Origin of the sequence: Pseudomonas sp. P116 (genome assembly GCF_020149425.1) — a bacterium.
Taxonomy (GTDB): Bacteria; Pseudomonadota; Gammaproteobacteria; order Pseudomonadales; family Pseudomonadaceae; genus Aquipseudomonas; species Aquipseudomonas anatoliensis.
This window is the reverse complement of record NZ_JACVHB010000003.1, coordinates 831,651-847,309: the sequence shown is the minus strand read 5'-3', so window position 1 is coordinate 847,309 and position 15,659 is coordinate 831,651. Positions and strand designations below refer to the sequence as shown.

Sequence of the window (15,659 nt, the reverse complement as noted above, 5' to 3'; positions counted from 1 at the left end):
ACCGCTCTTTCAACTCCTTCCAGGCTTCGATGAACTGAAGCGACCCGCTCTCGAAACCTACTTAACTCATTGAATCTCAAGGAGTTTTCCGTTTCGACTGCGCCGGAAGTGGGGCGAATTATAGACGTCTGGAATCTGCCGTCAACAGCTAATTTCGCTTTTCTTTCAATTACTTGCAGATCGATCAAGAAACGACCAAATCCCCCCCATATATAGAGGGGAACGCTAAGCCTTCTATATAGAAGGAGCTTCAGAGCACTCCATCCTCTTTCAGTGCAGCCACCGCACCCGCGCCCAAACCCAAGACTCGCTGCAAAACCTCCAAGGTATGTTCACCCAGCAAAGGAGGCGCAAGTCGATACTCGACAGGGGTTTGCGACATTCGAATAGGACTCGCCACCTGAGGCACCATCCCCGCCAACGCATGGGGCAACTCTATTGCCAGCCCACGCGCCTTCACCTGCGGATCCTCGAACACCTGCGACAGATCATTGATCGGGCCACATGGCACACCCGCCTGCTCCAACTGGGCTACCCACTCCGCCGTGGTCTTGAAGACTGTCGCCTGACGAATCAGAGGAATCAGCACTGCACGATTCGCCACCCGCAGCTTATTAGTAGTAAAGCGCGGATCATCAGCCCACTGCGGCTGACCCGCCACTTCAGCAAACTTGCGGAACTGCCCGTCATTACCCACGGTAAGGATGAAATCGCCATCGGCCGTAGGAAAGTCCTGATAAGGCACGATGTTAGGATGCGCATTGCCCAGGCGCTTGGGTGCATTGCCCGTGGTCAGGTAGTTCATCGCCTGATTAGCCAGGCAGGCTACCTGCACATCAAGCAACGCCATATCAATGTGCTGACCACCACCGTCGTGATCACGATGAGCCAGCGCCGCCAGTATCGCCACGGTCGAATACAGCCCGGTCAGGATATCCGTCAGCGCCACACCAACCTTCACCGGCCCGGCCCCCTCATCCCCTTCGGGCCGACCGGTCAGACTCATCAGCCCACCCAGCCCCTGGATCATGAAGTCGTAACCGGCACGCTTGGCATAGGGTCCGGTCTGACCGAAGCCAGTGATCGAGCAGTAGATCAGATCCGGATTGATCGCCTTCAGCGACTCATAGTCCAACCCATAAGCCGCCAAACCACCCACCTTGAAGTTCTCAATGAGGATGTCTGACTTGGCCGCGAGCTCGCGAACAAGCTTTTGGCCCTCGGGACGCGTGAAGTCGATGGTCACCGATTGCTTGTTGCGATTGGCCGACAGGTAGTAAGCCGCCTCCGACGTGTTCTCACCATAAGCGTCCTTTAGGAACGGCGGCCCCCAGGCGCGAGTGTCGTCACCATTGCCGGGGCGCTCGACCTTGATCACTTCGGCGCCAAGGTCGGCGAGGATCTGCCCAGCCCATGGCCCGGCCAACACTCGCGATAAATCCAGTACCCGCAGATGCGACAGCGCGCCCATGGTCGTTCTCCTATTAATAGAACGCCTGCAGACCTGTTTGTGCGCGACCGAGGATCAGCGCGTGGACGTCGTGCGTACCTTCATAGGTATTCACCACTTCCAGGTTGACCAGGTGACGGGCCACGCCGAACTCGTCGGAGATACCGTTGCCGCCCAGCATGTCGCGAGCCATGCGGGCGATATCCAGCGACTTGCCGCACGAGTTGCGCTTCATGATCGAAGTGATTTCGACCGCAGCCGTGCCTTCATCCTTCATGCGACCCAGACGCAGGCAACCCTGCAGGGCCATAGTGATCTCGGTCTGCATGTCCGCCAGTTTTTTCTGGATCAGCTGAGTAGCGGCCAAAGGACGGCCGAACTGCATGCGGTCCAGAGTGTATTGGCGTGCGGTATGCCAGCAGAACTCGGCAGCGCCCAACGCACCCCAAGAGATGCCGTAACGTGCGGAGTTGAGGCAGGTGAACGGACCTTTCAGACCACGTACGTCCGGGAAGATGTTTTCTTCTGGTACGAACACGTTGTCCATGACGATCTCACCGGTGATCGAAGCGCGCAGGCCGACCTTGCCGTGAATCGCCGGAGCGCTCAGGCCTTTCCAGCCTTTCTCCAGAACGAAGCCACGGATGTCGCCAGCATCGTCCTTGGCCCAAACGACGAACACATCGGCGATCGGGCTGTTGGTGATCCACGTCTTGGCGCCGGTCAGGCTGTAGCCACCGTCGACTTTGCGTGCACGGGAAATCATCGCGCCCGGGTCGGAACCGTGGTTTGGTTCGGTCAAACCGAAGCAGCCGATCCATTCGCCAGAAGCCAGTTTCGGCAGGTACTTCTGTTTCTGCGCTTCAGTACCGAATTCATTGATCGGCACCATCACCAGCGACGACTGCACGCTCATCATCGAGCGATAGCCGGAGTCGACACGCTCCACTTCACGGGCAATCAGGCCGTAGCTGACATAGTTGAGGCCACTGCCACCGTACTGTTCAGGAATGGTCGCGCCCAACAGGCCGACTTCACCCATCTCGCGGAAGATTGCCGGATCGGTCTTCTCATGGCGGAAAGCTTCGAGCACACGCGGCGCAAGCTTCTGCTGAGCGAACTGCTCGGCAGTGTCGCGGATCATGCGCTCTTCTTCGGTGAGCTGTTGATCCAGCAGCAGGGGATCGATCCAGTTGAAGCTAGCTTTACCGCCCATGAGTGTGCCCTCGTAAATCGGTGAATTAACGTGGCATTGATCCTAGGCGCGGTTCGCGGTCGCGGCAAACGAGGATTTCGCATTCTGTTGTGCTAATTTCTCACTCCGAAACGGCGCCGAATGCCTTTTAAGCGATGTTTTAGTGAGGTTGACGTACATGCGCAGGAAGATCCCCAGCACAACCGCTCTGATCAGCTTTGAGGCTGCCGCTCGTCACGAAAGCTTTACCAAGGCTGCCGAAGAACTTTCCCTCACCCAAGGCGCCATTTGCCGACAGATCGCCAGCCTTGAGGAGTTCCTCAGCGTGGAACTGTTCCGACGCTCGCGACGCGGGGTAAAGCTGACCGAAGCAGGGCTTTCCTACAGCCGTCGGGTGGCGACTCAACTCGATGCGGTCGAGCGCGACACGCTGTCGGTCATGGGCCAGCAAGGCGCCAATGTGATCGAACTGGCGGTGGTGCCAACCTTCGGCACCCAATGGCTGTTGCCACGCTTAAAAGATTTCCAGCTCAAACATCCGGAAGTCACCGTCAACCTGACTAACCGCACACGCCCCTTCCTCTTCGCCGACACCGACTTCGATGCCGCCATCTATTTCGGCGATGCCGATTGGTCCGGTACCGAGTCCCACAGGCTGATGGGTGAAAATCCGATGCCCGTGTGCAGCCCCGCCCTACTCGGTAACAGGGTAAAGCTGACAGCGGAAGAGATTGCCGAGCTGCCCCTCTTGCAGCAGACCACCCGCCCCTACGCTTGGCGTCAGTGGTTCAATTCGCAACATCTGAGCATTCCTCGCGACATGACGGGGCCGCGCTACGAACTATTCTCCATGCTGGCCCAGGCGGCCATGCACGACATGGGCATTGCGCTGATCCCGCCGTTCCTGATTCAGCGCGAATTGGCCGAGAAGCGTCTGGTGATTGCCAACCCCCAGGAACTCTCCAGCATCAAGGCGTATTACCTGATGATTCCCGAGCGAAAGGTCGAATCGGCGTCCCTTAAGGCATTTCGCGACTGGTTGGTAAATCAGGCGCAGAGCTACAGCCTAGAAGGCTAGCGGCTTACAGGGATAACTGACCTCGTAGTCAGAAAAACTGAAGCACTACAGATATAAGTATTTGTCGCATATTCAATGACTGTATCCGAAAGTCGTACAGACGTCCCACAAGCGCCTGCCGACGTGGCTTTGAGCCTTCATTCGCGACTCATTACGGTCCATTCACGTCACCGATGAGATAAATCTTCAAACTCGTCCAGAATCCTTGTAAGGCGCGGCCTGCAAGGGATTGAGCCGGTCACATGCGACATTCGGTCACGGCATGACTTGTAGTTAATTTTCCGTCACCCGTCATAATCCCTTGAAGGGCATAAAGTTCGCCTGCAAAATGCCGCGCCCCGCCCTGATTTAGCGGGATCGTGCTGATCGGCCGCCCCAGTCGCACCATCCGAAGTGCCTGGGTTTACTCAATAAGATCACGCAGGAGATTTGACGTGCACATTGGTGTTCCTCTCGAAACCCAGACCGGTGAAACACGGGTTGCTGCAACCCCGGAAACCATTAAAAAGCTGATCAGCCAAGGTCATAAGGTCACTGTGCAAAGCGGCGCCGGCGTTAAAGCCAGCGTTGTCGACAGTGCTTATGAAGCGGCAGGCGCAACTATTGGCAGTGCCAACGATGCGTTTGGCGCCGAGCTGATTCTCAAAGTGGTCGCCCCAAGCGATGCCGAACTGACGCTGATCCAGCGCGGTGCGGTGCTGGTTGGCATGCTCAACCCGTTCAACAACGACACCATCGCCAAAATGGCCGAGTGCGGGATTACCGCGTTCGCCCTGGAAGCAGCGCCGCGCACCTCGCGGGCGCAGAGTCTCGATGTGTTGTCGTCCCAGGCGAACATCGCCGGCTATAAGGCCGTGTTGCTGGCCGCTCACTACTATCCGCGCTTCATGCCGATGCTGATGACTGCTGCGGGCACTGTGAAAGCGGCGCGCGTGCTGATTCTCGGCGCAGGCGTGGCCGGGTTGCAGGCGATTGCTACGGCGAAACGTCTGGGTGCGGTTATCGAAGCGTCCGACGTGCGTCCGGCGGTGAAGGAACAGATCGAATCCCTCGGCGCCAAGTTCGTCGACGTGCCTTACGAGACCGATGAAGAGCGCGAATGCGCCGTCGGTGTCGGCGGTTACGCGCGGCCGATGCCGGCGAGCTGGATGCAGCGTCAGGCCCAGGCCGTGCATGAACGCGCCAAGCAGGCTGACATCGTCATCACTACCGCGCTGATCCCGGGCCGCAAGGCACCGACGTTGTTGAGTGCGGACACCGTGGCGCAAATGAAACCAGGCTCGGTGGTCATCGACCTCGCGGCTGCGCAGGGCGGTAACTGCCCGTTGACCGTGGCCGATCAGGTGGTGATCGAGAACGGCGTGACAATCGCCGGTCCGACCAATCTGGCCGGTGAAGTCGCTGCAGACGCTTCGGCGCTGTATGCACGCAACCTGCTGGACTTCCTGAAGCTGGTCTTCACTAAAGAAGGCCAGTTCGACGTCAACCTCGAAGACGACATCGTCGCCGCGTGCCTGATGTGCCGCGACGGCCAAGTCATCCGCAAAAACGCCTAAGCAGGGATTCAGACGATGGAAGAGCTTATCTCCCCCGGTATCTACAACCTGATCATCTTCGTGCTGGCGATTTATGTCGGTTATCACGTGGTCTGGAACGTTACACCTGCACTGCACACGCCGCTGATGGCCGTGACCAACGCCATCTCGGCGATCGTGATCGTCGGCGCGATGCTGGCCGCTGCCCTGACGGTTACTCCGCTGGGCAAGACCATGGGCACCCTCGCCGTGGCGCTGGCCGCGGTCAATGTGTTCGGTGGCTTCCTGGTCACCCGTCGCATGCTTGAGATGTTCAAGAAGAAAGCCCCGAAAGTAAAAGAAGAGGCGCCGAAGTAATGAGCATGAATCTCGTCACGACGCTTTATCTGATCGCGTCGATCTGTTTCATCCAGGCCCTCAAAGGCTTGTCACACCCGACCACGTCACGCCGCGGCAACCTGTTCGGCATGCTCGGCATGGGTCTGGCGATCCTCACTACTGTGGGCCTCATCTATAAGCTCGGCGCTGAGCTGGCCACTGCTGGTATTGGTTATGTGATCGTCGGCCTGCTGGTCGGCGGCACTGCCGGTTCGATCATGGCCAAACGCGTTGAAATGACCAAGATGCCGGAACTGGTCGCTTTCATGCACAGCATGATCGGCCTGGCAGCGGTGTTCATTGCCATTGCCGCCGTGGTTGAGCCGCAGTCGCTGGGCATCGTCAAGCATCTGGGCGACGCGATCCCGGCGGGCAACCGTCTGGAACTGTTCCTCGGCGCGGCCATTGGTGCCATCACGTTCTCCGGTTCGGTGATCGCCTTCGGCAAGCTCTCGGGCAAGTACAAGTTCCGCCTGTTTCAGGGTGCACCGGTACAGTTCACCGGTCAGCACAAGCTGAACGCGGTACTGGGTCTGGCGACACTGGCACTCGGTTTGACCTTTATGTTCACCGGCAACCTCACCGCGTTCGCGCTGATGCTGGCGCTGGCGTTCGTGATGGGCGTGCTGATCATCATCCCGATCGGCGGCGCCGACATGCCGGTGGTGGTGTCGATGCTTAACAGCTATTCCGGTTGGGCAGCGGCGGGTATCGGTTTCTCGCTGAACAACTCGATGCTGATCATCGCCGGTTCGCTGGTGGGTTCGAGCGGTGCGATCCTCTCGTACATCATGTGCAAGGCGATGAACCGTTCCTTCTTTAATGTACTGCTTGGTGGTTTCGGCAATACGGTTGACGCTGGCCCGGCCGGTGCGAAGGAAGCACGTCCGGTGAAATCCGGTTCGGCTGACGACGCGACGTTCCTGCTGACCAACGCTGACACCGTGATCATCGTTCCAGGCTACGGCCTTGCGGTGGCCCGTGCGCAGCATGCGCTGAAAGAACTGACCGAGAAGCTGACCCACCGTGGCGTGACCGTGAAGTACGCGATCCACCCAGTGGCCGGGCGGATGCCCGGGCACATGAACGTACTGCTGGCCGAGGCCGAAGTGCCGTACGACCAGGTGTTCGAGATGGAAGACATCAACTCCGAGTTCGGTCAGGCCGATGTGGTGCTGGTGCTCGGCGCGAACGACGTGGTCAACCCGGCCGCCAAGAACGATCCGAAATCGCCGATTGCCGGCATGCCGATTCTCGAAGCGTTCAAGGCCAAGACCATCATCGTCAACAAGCGCTCGATGGCCAGCGGTTATGCCGGTCTGGACAACGAACTGTTCTATCTGGACAAGACCATGATGGTGTTCGGTGACGCGAAGAAAGTCATCGAAGACATGGTTAAAGCCGTCGAGTAATTTTCGTCTGCTGAACCAAACGCCCCGACCTGTCGGGGCGTTTTTATTTGCGCAAACAGTCGGACAATATGCCGCGTTGTTGCAGATCAAGTAACGGTGTTTTACTTGAAACCCGCGCAATAGACGCCTCTTTTGCGACCTTGGTAGCGGGACAGGCACCAGCCAAATTCACTAGACTGCGCATCCTGCTACTCGCTGCCCGAGATAAAAATACATGTACCGTGACCGTATTCGCCTGCCTTCGTTGTTGGACAAAGTGATGAGCGCCGCCGACGCAGCTGCTCTGATTGAGGACGGCATGACCGTCGGCATGAGCGGCTTCACCCGCGCCGGCGAAGCCAAGGCCGTCCCTCATGCACTGGCCGAGCGGGCAAAGGTCACGCCGCTGAAGATCAGCCTGATGACCGGCGCCAGCCTGGGCAACGACCTCGACAAGCAACTGACCGAAGCCGGCGTGCTGTCGCGGCGCATGCCGTTCCAGGTCGACAGCACCTTGCGCAAGGCGATCAACGCCGGGCAAGTGATGTTCATCGACCAGCACTTGTCGGAAACGGTCGAGCAACTGCGTAACCAGCAACTGAAGTTGCCGGACATCGCCGTCATCGAAGCCGTGGCCATCACCGAGCAGGGGCATATCGTGCCGACCACTTCGGTGGGCAACTCGGCAAGCTTCGCGATTTTCGCCAAACAGGTGATCGTCGAGATCAATCTGGCGCATAACGCCAACCTCGAAGGTCTGCACGACATCTATATCCCGACGTATCGTCCGACGCGCACGCCGATTCCACTGGTGAAGGTCGACGACCGCATCGGCAGCACGGCGATCCCGATTCCGCCGGAGAAGATCGTCGCGATCGTCATCACCCAGCAGCCGGACTCGCCGTCCACTGTGTCGTCGCCGGATGTCGATACCAATGCCATCGCCGATCACTTGATCACTTTCTTCAAGCAGGAAGTCGACGCCGGGCGCATGACCAACAAGCTCGGCCCGCTGCAGGCCGGGATCGGCAACATCGCCAACGCGGTGATGTGCGGCCTGATCGACTCGCCGTTCGAAGACCTGACCATGTACTCCGAAGTGCTGCAGGATTCGACGTTCGACCTGATTGATGCCGGCAAGCTGAGCTTCGCTTCGGGCAGCTCGATCACGCTGTCGGAGCGGCGCAACACCGACGTGTTCGGCAACCTGGAGAAGTACAAGGACAAATTGGTGCTGCGTCCGCAGGAGATTTCCAATCATCCGGAAGTCGTGCGGCGCCTGGGTATCATCGGCATCAACACGGCGCTGGAGTTCGACATCTACGGCAACGTCAACTCCACCCACGTCTGCGGCACGCGGATGATGAACGGCATCGGTGGCTCCGGCGATTTCGCGCGTAACGCGCATCTTGCGGTGTTCGTGACCAAGTCGATCGCCAAGGGCGGCGCGATTTCCAGCGTTGTGCCGATGGTCAGCCACGTTGACCACACTGAACATGACGTCGACATTCTGGTGACAGAGGTGGGTCTGGCGGATCTGCGAGGCCTGGCGCCGCGCGAGCGGGCCCGGGTGATCATCGACAACTGTGTGCACCCGGACTTTCGGCAGGCGCTGGATGACTACTTCACCGCAGCCTGTGCAATCGGTGGTCACACCCCGCACATCCTGCGTGAAGCGTTGAGCTGGCACATCAATCTGGAAGAAACCGGGCGCATGCTGACGGCGTAATTCGCACAGATGTTCCGTTGGCGCAAACACAGTTTGCGTCGACGGCATCCCTGAGATTCTGGATACCGTCAAAAACTGTACTGCTGTACCGGTCTTTTCCTACAGTAAATACCTACACTTCCTTCCGAAATCTGCACAAACGCACCACTTAAGTGCGGACAGGTACAGTTTGCCCAATTTCGACCCGTACACCCTCTATAAACAGTTAACTGGTCACTCACAATACAGTTGAACTGTATCTAGTGAGACTAGGCAAACGAGAGGATCATGGGCACCAGTCAAACCACTACCTGATCCCGCCACAAGCGGAAGGATGTCAACCATGGAACGTACACTCAGTTCCGAACTGTTCTTCGAAGACAAAGCTGCAAAAACCCAGGCTTCCATGCCTCTGCGCGTTCTCGCCAACCTGATGTTGTGGCAGCGCCGCATCTCCAGCCGCCACCAATTGGCCCGTCTGGATTCGCGTCTGCTGGCTGACGCCGGTATCAGCGAAGCACAACGCTACGAAGAGCTGAGCAAGCCGTTCTGGCGCTAAGTAGCGTCGCTGGCTCTGGTCGTTAGACCCACCGCCAGCAACCCGAATTGAATAAAACAAAACCCGTCGTGGGAAACCACGACGGGTTTTGTCGTTTTGGACATTTAAAAACCAATACAAGTACAGTTTCTTAGTCAAGAATATTAACCAGTACAATTAATAGCAGCTGCCGAAGGCTGCGATCTTTTGATCCTGAAATCACAATCAAAAGATCGCAGCCTTCGGCAGCTCCTACATGTTTTTTATCCAGACACTGGTCCGAAGTGTTGATCCCGGCCTAATATCCATTCAGTACGTGGCGAATGTTGTGCCGATGGCGTCTGACTCCTCAGATACCGAGCCACCTCTCTATACGGTTTATCCACAGGAGTTATCCCATGACCCGTCTTCGCATTCTCAGCGCCGCTGCCCTGTTGGCCGTGGCTGCCAACGCCAGCGCTACCAGCTTCATCGTGACCACCGACTCGATTGTCGGCGCCCTTAAAGCCTCCTCGGACGCTACTTCCGACGTCACCTCTTCCTTCCGTGACGACAAGATCGTGCTCGCTGCCCGTGACGACGCTGCCAGCTTCGTCGCCAGCCAAGGCGACATCCGCGGCGTGAAACTGGAAAGCGCGCTGGAACACATCCGTCATCAGGCTCCACAACTGCAGGCCACCGACGCTCAGTTGGCTCAGGCCATTCTGACTATCTAAGCAGTCCGGCATGGCGGGGCACGCCGGTCGTGTCCCGATATTTCGGCGCTGGCTCTAGTCCGGGCGTTGCGCTAGCCTTACGGCTCGCCAACAGTTGCCGAGTCCCATGCCTTTTCTTCAAAAATTCCTGATCCCTTCCGTATTGTTAACTGCTTGCTGGACGACCTCGGCCAACGCCTTCGACATCTCCACGCAAAACACCGTGGTAAGCGTCTGGGCGACCGGCATGGTGTCTTCCGCGCCGTTCGACCGTAAACTGCTGCTCGTCGCCCACGATGATGCGGCGGTGTTTGTTGCCAGCGACGGTGAATTGCGCGGCGCTCGACTGGAATCCGCACTGCACTACCTGCGTAAAACCCGGCCGAAACTTCATGTCAGCGACCTTGAACTGGCAGAGGCAATTCTCGTCCAATAGTCATCTCAGTCCCTTGTTAACATTGCCCTTCGGAGTCGTTCCATGCGTAGCCCGCTGATTGCTGCCGCCCTTGGCCTGTTTTTGTTGGCCGACCTGGCCCAGGCGCACACCCTGGTAGCCACCAGTAACATCATCGTTCGTGCCTCCCAGCGCACCATCGATTTCACGTCCGATACCACCACGTCGATTCGCGACTCGAAAATCATCCGCGAAGCCCACGACGACGCCGCCAGCTTTGTCGCCAGCAACGGTGATATCCGTGGCGCGCACCTGGAAGCCGCCCTCAACACCTTGCGCACTCGCGTGCCGGAAGCTCGCGACGCCAGCGATCAGGTTCTCGCCGAAGCCATCCTCGCACTGTGAAGTCACTTGGCGCCTGGCTACTGGCCGGGGCGTTGTTGCTGCTTGGCAACAGCGCCCACGCCGGCCTGCAATTGCGGCTCAAGACCGACGGTCTGAGCCCTGCCCAACAACAGGCCAGCCAGGCGCTGATCGATGAAGCCATGCAGGCCTTGCCGCCCAGCTTCATCGAGCGGCTGGATCGGCGCATTGATGTCGGCTGGACCGATGACATGCCCGCCAATGCCTATGGCCAGGCAACCCTGGTCGCCGAACTCGATCTGAACCGCAAATTGCTCGCCAGCCTCACCGACGGCAGCGCGGCCAAAGAGAAGACCAATCGCCCCCACGGCACGGTGCGCCAGGAACTGCTCGCCACGGTGCTGCACGAAATCACCCATATTTATGACCGCGCGCGCCTCTGGCCAAACGCCGAGCGCACGCTGATCCAGCGCTGCACCCGCCGCTTCAACAGTGCCGGGCTGATCGGCATTCCCGATGAATGCCGTGGCCAGAACGGGCGCCGCTTTACCCTCAGTGATGACCCGCGATTGCTCGACCTCGCCGGCTGGCAGCAATACGTCGGCCGTCGCGGCGAGCGTGAGCAACACAATCGACAGATTGCTCGCAGCCCCGACCTCTACGAAATCTCCAGTCCCAAGGAGTTCGTCGCGGTCAACATGGAGTACTTTCTCCTCGACCCGAGCTACGCCTGCCGCCGCCCGGCGCTGTATCGCTATTACAAGGATCACTTCGGCTGGGCGCCACCTGCCCCGAACATTTGCGCCAAGACCTTCGCGTTTCTGAACGCCGGCAACGACTTCGCCAAGCAACCATTGGGACAAGTCGATCCGGAGCGTGTCTACGCCGTCGATTACTTACTGGCCGAGGCCAATCAGAACTGGGTCAGCCGCTGGGGTCACAGCATGTTGCGGCTGGTGATCTGTGCACCGGGGCGCCCGCGCGGCCCGGATTGCCGGCTCGATCTGGATCAACATCTGGTGCTGTCCTACCGCGCCTTCGTGGGGGATGTGCAGCTGTCGAGTTGGGACGGACTGGTCGGCAAATACCCTTCGCGGCTATTTGTCCTGCCGTTGGCGCAGGTGATCGACGAGTACACCAAGACCGAACTGCGCAGCCTCGCCTCGGTACCGCTGAATCTGTCACGCAACGAAATCGAAGGCGTGGTCGAACATGCCGCCGAGATGCACTGGAGCTATGACGGCAACTATTTCTTCCTGTCCAACAACTGCGCAGTGGAAGGCTTGAAACTGTTGCGCAGCGGTAGCAACAACGCGCAACTCACCGGCCTCGACAGCATCATGCCCAACGGTCTGCTGGAAGTGCTCAAGGGCCGTGGTCTGGCCGATACCAGCGTGCTGGATGATCCAAAAGAAGCGCTGCGTCTGGGCTATCGCTTCGACTCGTTCCGCGATCGCTATCAGGCGATGTTCGACGTGCTGAAGAAGCAGCTGCCGATCAAACAGAACACCGTCGAGGAATGGCTTTCGTTGTCGGCCGAAGAGCGCCGCGAATGGTTCGACCGCGCCGACCTGCGCACCAGCGCCGCACTGTTGCTGCTGGAGCAGGCGAGTTTCCGTCGCCAGTTGTTGCTCGCGCAGGACGAGGTCAAACAGCGGTATCTGGGTGCGCGGGAACTGGAGAATGGCGGAATGGACAAGGCCAATGCGACCTTGCAGGCAATCCTCGCCAACAGTGGGTTCCTCAGTCGTCCGGCGGAACTGCTGGATTCGAAAGGCTACGGTTTGCCGCAACCCAGCGAGTTCAGCCGACTCGAAGCGGAAAGCAGCCAGCGGCAGAAGAAGCTGCTGTTACTCAGCGGTGATCTGGACAAGGAAGTGCGTAAGTTGCTGGAACCCAAACGCGCCGCCGAAATTGCCGCCAGCGAAGCCAACGTGAAACAGATCGGCGAGCATTTGCGCAAATTGCACAAGGCTTCGGGCGGGCTGGAGCTGCCCTGATGTAAAGGCTGCCCCCAAACCATTGTGGCGAGGGGATTTATCCCCGATCGGCTGCGCAGCAGCCGCAACTCCAGCAAGCACGTTATGTCTGCATAATCGCGTTTTCCGGGTTTGGGGCTGCTGCGCAGCCCATCGGGGATAAATCCCCTCGCCACAGGGGTCGTGTCAGCTCAATACAAAACCCCATCCAGAATTTCATATCAGCTCAATACAAAACTCCATCTAGAATTTCATAAATGATCCCGGTACCCACCGCGATCAGCACAATATCGCCACCGGCCCGGCGCCATTCGTAGCCTTGGTAATACGGCAGATGTCCCAACGCGCGATTATCCAGTCTCTCGCCGTAGTAGCCATGCGGCAACGGCCGGCCGCGTTCCAGATGAATACCCGGCGGTGGCGGCGCACCGCGCACGAAGTAGCCATGATTGTCGCGGATGGTCTGGCGCACCGGGCCGAAGTCACGCGGCGGCGGACCGCCACGGTGGTCGTTCTGCGGGCCACGGTGATCGTCACCGCGATTGTCGTGTTGGCCCTGCTGCGGACCGCCACGGTCGTGATCATTACGTTGATCGGCGCTGGCCAGCAGCGGCGTCGCGCTGATCATCAGCACGCCCAATCCGGCTATCAGACGTTTCGGCATTTTCATCGGGTCTTTCCTCACTGCACTGACAGCAAAAAGGGCTTCAGAACGTAGTCCTGAAGCCCTCGATCTTGCTGAATTAGTCTGTGCCGCGAGGCGCTAATTCCTCTGTATCAGGAACTTTACCCTCAGCTTACGCGAGCCTTACGCACGCCTTCTGCCAGCGCCGAACACAAGCTCAACACGCCGTCGATGGCCTGATCAGGTGTCGCAGCATTGGCGATGTGATCGATCAGTGCCGAGCCCACCACAACACCGTCAGCCAGACGCGCGATCGCAGCGGCCTGCTCCGGCGTACGGATTCCGAAACCAATGCTGATCGGCAGATCGGTGTGGCGGCGCAGACGAGTGACCGCCTCTTCGACGTGCTCCAGCGTCGCCGCACCGGCACCGGTGACACCGGCAACCGACACGTAGTAAACAAAACCGGAACTGCCGTTGAGAACCTTCGGCAGACGCGCGTCGTCGGTGGTCGGCGTGGTCAGACGGATGAAGTCCAGACCGGCAGCCTGCGCCGGGTCGCACAGTTCTTCGTTGTGCTCCGGCGGCATGTCGACAACGATCAGGCCGTCAACGCCAGCCTCTTTGGCCTCAGCAATGAAACGCTCGACACCAAACTTGTGGATCGGGTTGTAGTAGCCCATCAGCACCAGCGGTGTATCGCTGTTGTCTTCGCGGAACTCGCGGACCATTTGCAGGGTTTTCAGCAGATTCTGCTTGGCGCCCAACGCACGGATATTCGCCAGTTGAATCGCCGGGCCGTCAGCCATCGGATCGGTGAACGGCATGCCCAATTCAATCACGTCGGCGCCAGCTTTCGGCAAACCTTTGAGAATCGCCAGCGAAGTGTCGTAATCCGGATCACCGGCGGTGACGAAGGTCACCAGCGCGGCGCGATTCTGTTGTTTGAGTTCGGCAAAACGGGTTTGCAGGCGGCTCATCAGTGTTTCTCCTGCTTGGACTGTTCCATATGGTGCATAACGGTTTGCATGTCTTTGTCGCCACGGCCTGAAAGGTTGACCACCATCAGGTGATCCTTCGGCAGGGTCGGTGCGCGTTTGAATACTTCGGCCAGCGCGTGGGCGCTTTCCAGAGCAGGAATGATCCCTTCCAGGCGGCAGCATTTGTGGAATGCATCAAGGGCTTCGTCGTCGGTCACCGAGGTGTACTGGACGCGGCCGATGTCATGCAACCAGGCGTGTTCCGGGCCGATACCCGGGTAATCGAGGCCGGCGGAAATCGAGTGAGCGTCGATGATCTGGCCATCGTCGTCCTGCAACAGGAAAGTACGATTGCCGTGCAACACACCTGGTACGCCGCCATTCAGGCTGGCCGCGTGCTTGCCGGTTTCGATGCCGTAACCGGCCGCTTCAACACCGATAATCTCAACGCTCTTGTCATCAAGGAACGGGTGGAACAGGCCCATGGCGTTGGAACCGCCGCCGATACACGCCACCAGACTGTCCGGCAGACGCCCTTCCTGGGCTTGCAACTGGTCTCGGGTTTCCTTGCCGATCACGGCCTGGAAGTCGCGAACCATCGCTGGATACGGGTGCGGGCCAGCCACGGTGCCGATCAGGTAGAAGGTGCTGTCGACGTTGGTCACCCAGTCACGCAGCGCTTCGTTCATCGCATCTTTCAGGGTGCCAGTGCCGGCCACTACCGGGATCACCTCGGCGCCCAGCAACTTCATGCGAAACACGTTCGCCTGTTGGCGTTCGATGTCGGTGGTGCCCATGTAGATCACGCAATCCAGACCGAAACGCGCGGCCACGGTGGCAGTCGCCACGCCGTGCATGCCAGCGCCGGTCTCGGCGATGATGCGTTTTTTGCCCATGCGCCGCGCCAGCAGAATCTGGCCGATGCAGTTGTTGATCTTGTGCGCGCCGGTGTGGTTCAGCTCTTCGCGCTTGAGGTAGATCTTGGCGCCACCGCAGAACTCGGTCAGACGCTCGGCGTAATACAGCGGACTCGGACGTCCGACGTAGTCGCGCTGGAAGTAGGCCAATTCTTCTTTAAATGCAGGATCTTCCTTCGCCGTTTCGTATTCGCGGGCCAGATCGAGGATCAACGGCATCAGGGTTTCAGCCACGTAGCGGCCACCGAACGAGCCAAACAGGCCGTTGGCGTCAGGGCCGTTACGCAGATCGGAAGTGTTCGAAGTCTGGGTCATGGTTTGCTCCAGCAGAATCGGGAATTACGTGAGAAGACAATGACGCCCACTCTACCCCTGACCTTCTATGCTGAAAACCGATAAGATCGCTGCAACCTGTCAGGAAAACTCACAGATA

15 protein-coding genes are annotated in these 15,659 nt (G+C 58.9%); 10 read left to right on the top strand and 5 right to left on the bottom strand.

The window, feature by feature from the left end; genetic code table 11:
• Positions 1–250: 250 nt before the first annotated feature.
• Entirely contained in the window at positions 251–1,471 is a 1,221-nt protein-coding gene (locus ICA15_RS14345) for a CaiB/BaiF CoA transferase family protein (protein ID WP_150617036.1), read from the bottom strand.
• A 13-nt stretch (positions 1,472–1,484) separates the two neighbouring features.
• Positions 1,485–2,666, bottom strand: coding sequence for an acyl-CoA dehydrogenase (locus ICA15_RS14340; RefSeq protein ID WP_150617035.1), 1,182 nt, complete (start codon positions 2,664–2,666; stop codon positions 1,485–1,487).
• Between the two features lie 157 nt (positions 2,667–2,823).
• On the opposite strand from ICA15_RS14340, the gene ICA15_RS14335 reads away from it, so the two are divergent.
• The 10 genes from ICA15_RS14335 (at position 2,824) to ICA15_RS14290 (ending at position 12,725) form a co-directional block, all read left to right on the top strand.
• Complete coding sequence (locus tag ICA15_RS14335; protein WP_210553210.1) at positions 2,824–3,723, top strand: LysR family transcriptional regulator; 900 nt, start codon at positions 2,824–2,826, stop codon at positions 3,721–3,723.
• A 434-nt stretch (positions 3,724–4,157) separates the two neighbouring features.
• A complete protein-coding gene (locus tag ICA15_RS14330; protein ID WP_210553211.1) occupies positions 4,158–5,279 on the top strand; it encodes a Re/Si-specific NAD(P)(+) transhydrogenase subunit alpha in 1,122 nt (373 codons plus the stop codon).
• A gap of 15 nt (positions 5,280–5,294) precedes the next feature.
• Positions 5,295–5,615: an NAD(P) transhydrogenase subunit alpha gene (locus ICA15_RS14325; RefSeq protein WP_003187417.1), complete on the top strand. Its 321-nt coding sequence runs from the start codon at positions 5,295–5,297 to the stop codon at positions 5,613–5,615.
• Entirely contained in the window at positions 5,615–7,048 is a 1,434-nt protein-coding gene (locus ICA15_RS14320) for an NAD(P)(+) transhydrogenase (Re/Si-specific) subunit beta (RefSeq protein WP_210553212.1), read from the top strand. Before ICA15_RS14325 ends, ICA15_RS14320 begins: the two co-directional genes overlap by 1 nt.
• Positions 7,049–7,262: 214 nt before the next feature.
• The gene (locus ICA15_RS14315; protein WP_210553213.1) at positions 7,263–8,756 is read left to right on the top strand and encodes an acetyl-CoA hydrolase/transferase family protein; all 1,494 of its coding nucleotides are present in this window, start codon (positions 7,263–7,265) and stop codon (positions 8,754–8,756) included.
• 322 nt (positions 8,757–9,078) lie between these two features.
• The gene (locus tag ICA15_RS14310) at positions 9,079–9,294 is read left to right on the top strand and encodes a DUF1127 domain-containing protein (RefSeq protein ID WP_009041553.1); all 216 of its coding nucleotides are present in this window, start codon (positions 9,079–9,081) and stop codon (positions 9,292–9,294) included.
• A 377-nt stretch (positions 9,295–9,671) separates the two neighbouring features.
• Positions 9,672–9,989 carry a DUF2388 domain-containing protein gene (locus ICA15_RS14305; RefSeq protein WP_210553214.1) on the top strand — a complete coding sequence of 106 codons (318 nt, stop codon included), beginning with the start codon at positions 9,672–9,674 and terminating at the stop codon, positions 9,987–9,989.
• A 106-nt stretch (positions 9,990–10,095) separates the two neighbouring features.
• Entirely contained in the window at positions 10,096–10,404 is a 309-nt protein-coding gene (locus tag ICA15_RS14300) for a DUF2388 domain-containing protein (RefSeq protein WP_150605122.1), read from the top strand.
• 42 nt (positions 10,405–10,446) lie between these two features.
• Positions 10,447–10,767, top strand: coding sequence for a DUF2388 domain-containing protein (locus ICA15_RS14295; RefSeq protein WP_042557003.1), 321 nt, complete (start codon positions 10,447–10,449; stop codon positions 10,765–10,767).
• Positions 10,764–12,725, top strand: a complete 1,962-nt coding sequence (locus tag ICA15_RS14290) for a DUF4105 domain-containing protein (RefSeq protein WP_210553215.1) — start codon at positions 10,764–10,766, stop codon at positions 12,723–12,725. Before ICA15_RS14295 ends, ICA15_RS14290 begins: the two co-directional genes overlap by 4 nt.
• A gap of 205 nt (positions 12,726–12,930) precedes the next feature.
• Here ICA15_RS14290 and ICA15_RS14285 read toward each other — a convergent pair whose 3' ends face one another.
• The 3 genes from ICA15_RS14285 to trpB all read right to left on the bottom strand — a co-directional run bounded on the left by ICA15_RS14285 (position 12,931) and on the right by trpB (position 15,541).
• Complete coding sequence (locus tag ICA15_RS14285; protein WP_150605120.1) at positions 12,931–13,374, bottom strand: anti-virulence regulator CigR family protein; 444 nt, start codon at positions 13,372–13,374, stop codon at positions 12,931–12,933.
• 122 nt (positions 13,375–13,496) lie between these two features.
• On the bottom strand, positions 13,497–14,309 hold the full coding sequence (gene trpA, locus ICA15_RS14280; RefSeq protein ID WP_150605119.1) for a tryptophan synthase subunit alpha: 813 nt from the start codon (positions 14,307–14,309) through the stop codon (positions 13,497–13,499).
• Positions 14,309–15,541 carry a tryptophan synthase subunit beta gene (gene trpB / locus ICA15_RS14275; RefSeq protein WP_150617029.1) on the bottom strand — a complete coding sequence of 411 codons (1,233 nt, stop codon included), beginning with the start codon at positions 15,539–15,541 and terminating at the stop codon, positions 14,309–14,311. Before trpB ends, trpA begins: the two co-directional genes overlap by 1 nt.
• Positions 15,542–15,659 lie beyond the last annotated feature (118 nt).

What these genes read in the sequence shown, in the direction of transcription:
- ICA15_RS14305 (WP_210553214.1), top strand. Translation starts at nt 9,672, where the DNA reads ATGACCCGTCTTCGCATTCTCAGCGCCGCTGCCCTGTTGGCCGTGGCT.
- ICA15_RS14320 (WP_210553212.1), top strand. Translation starts at nt 5,615, where the DNA reads ATGAGCATGAATCTCGTCACGACGCTTTATCTGATCGCGTCGATCTGT.
- trpB (WP_150617029.1), bottom strand. Translation starts at nt 15,541, where the DNA reads ATGACCCAGACTTCGAACACTTCCGATCTGCGTAACGGCCCTGACGCC.
- ICA15_RS14285 (WP_150605120.1), bottom strand. Translation starts at nt 13,374, where the DNA reads ATGAAAATGCCGAAACGTCTGATAGCCGGATTGGGCGTGCTGATGATC.
- ICA15_RS14345 (WP_150617036.1), bottom strand. Translation starts at nt 1,471, where the DNA reads ATGGGCGCGCTGTCGCATCTGCGGGTACTGGATTTATCGCGAGTGTTG.
- ICA15_RS14315 (WP_210553213.1), top strand. Translation starts at nt 7,263, where the DNA reads ATGTACCGTGACCGTATTCGCCTGCCTTCGTTGTTGGACAAAGTGATG.
- ICA15_RS14325 (WP_003187417.1), top strand. Translation starts at nt 5,295, where the DNA reads ATGGAAGAGCTTATCTCCCCCGGTATCTACAACCTGATCATCTTCGTG.
- ICA15_RS14335 (WP_210553210.1), top strand. Translation starts at nt 2,824, where the DNA reads ATGCGCAGGAAGATCCCCAGCACAACCGCTCTGATCAGCTTTGAGGCT.
- ICA15_RS14310 (WP_009041553.1), top strand. Translation starts at nt 9,079, where the DNA reads ATGGAACGTACACTCAGTTCCGAACTGTTCTTCGAAGACAAAGCTGCA.
- ICA15_RS14300 (WP_150605122.1), top strand. Translation starts at nt 10,096, where the DNA reads ATGCCTTTTCTTCAAAAATTCCTGATCCCTTCCGTATTGTTAACTGCT.
- ICA15_RS14340 (WP_150617035.1), bottom strand. Translation starts at nt 2,666, where the DNA reads ATGGGCGGTAAAGCTAGCTTCAACTGGATCGATCCCCTGCTGCTGGAT.
- trpA (WP_150605119.1), bottom strand. Translation starts at nt 14,309, where the DNA reads ATGAGCCGCCTGCAAACCCGTTTTGCCGAACTCAAACAACAGAATCGC.
- ICA15_RS14295 (WP_042557003.1), top strand. Translation starts at nt 10,447, where the DNA reads ATGCGTAGCCCGCTGATTGCTGCCGCCCTTGGCCTGTTTTTGTTGGCC.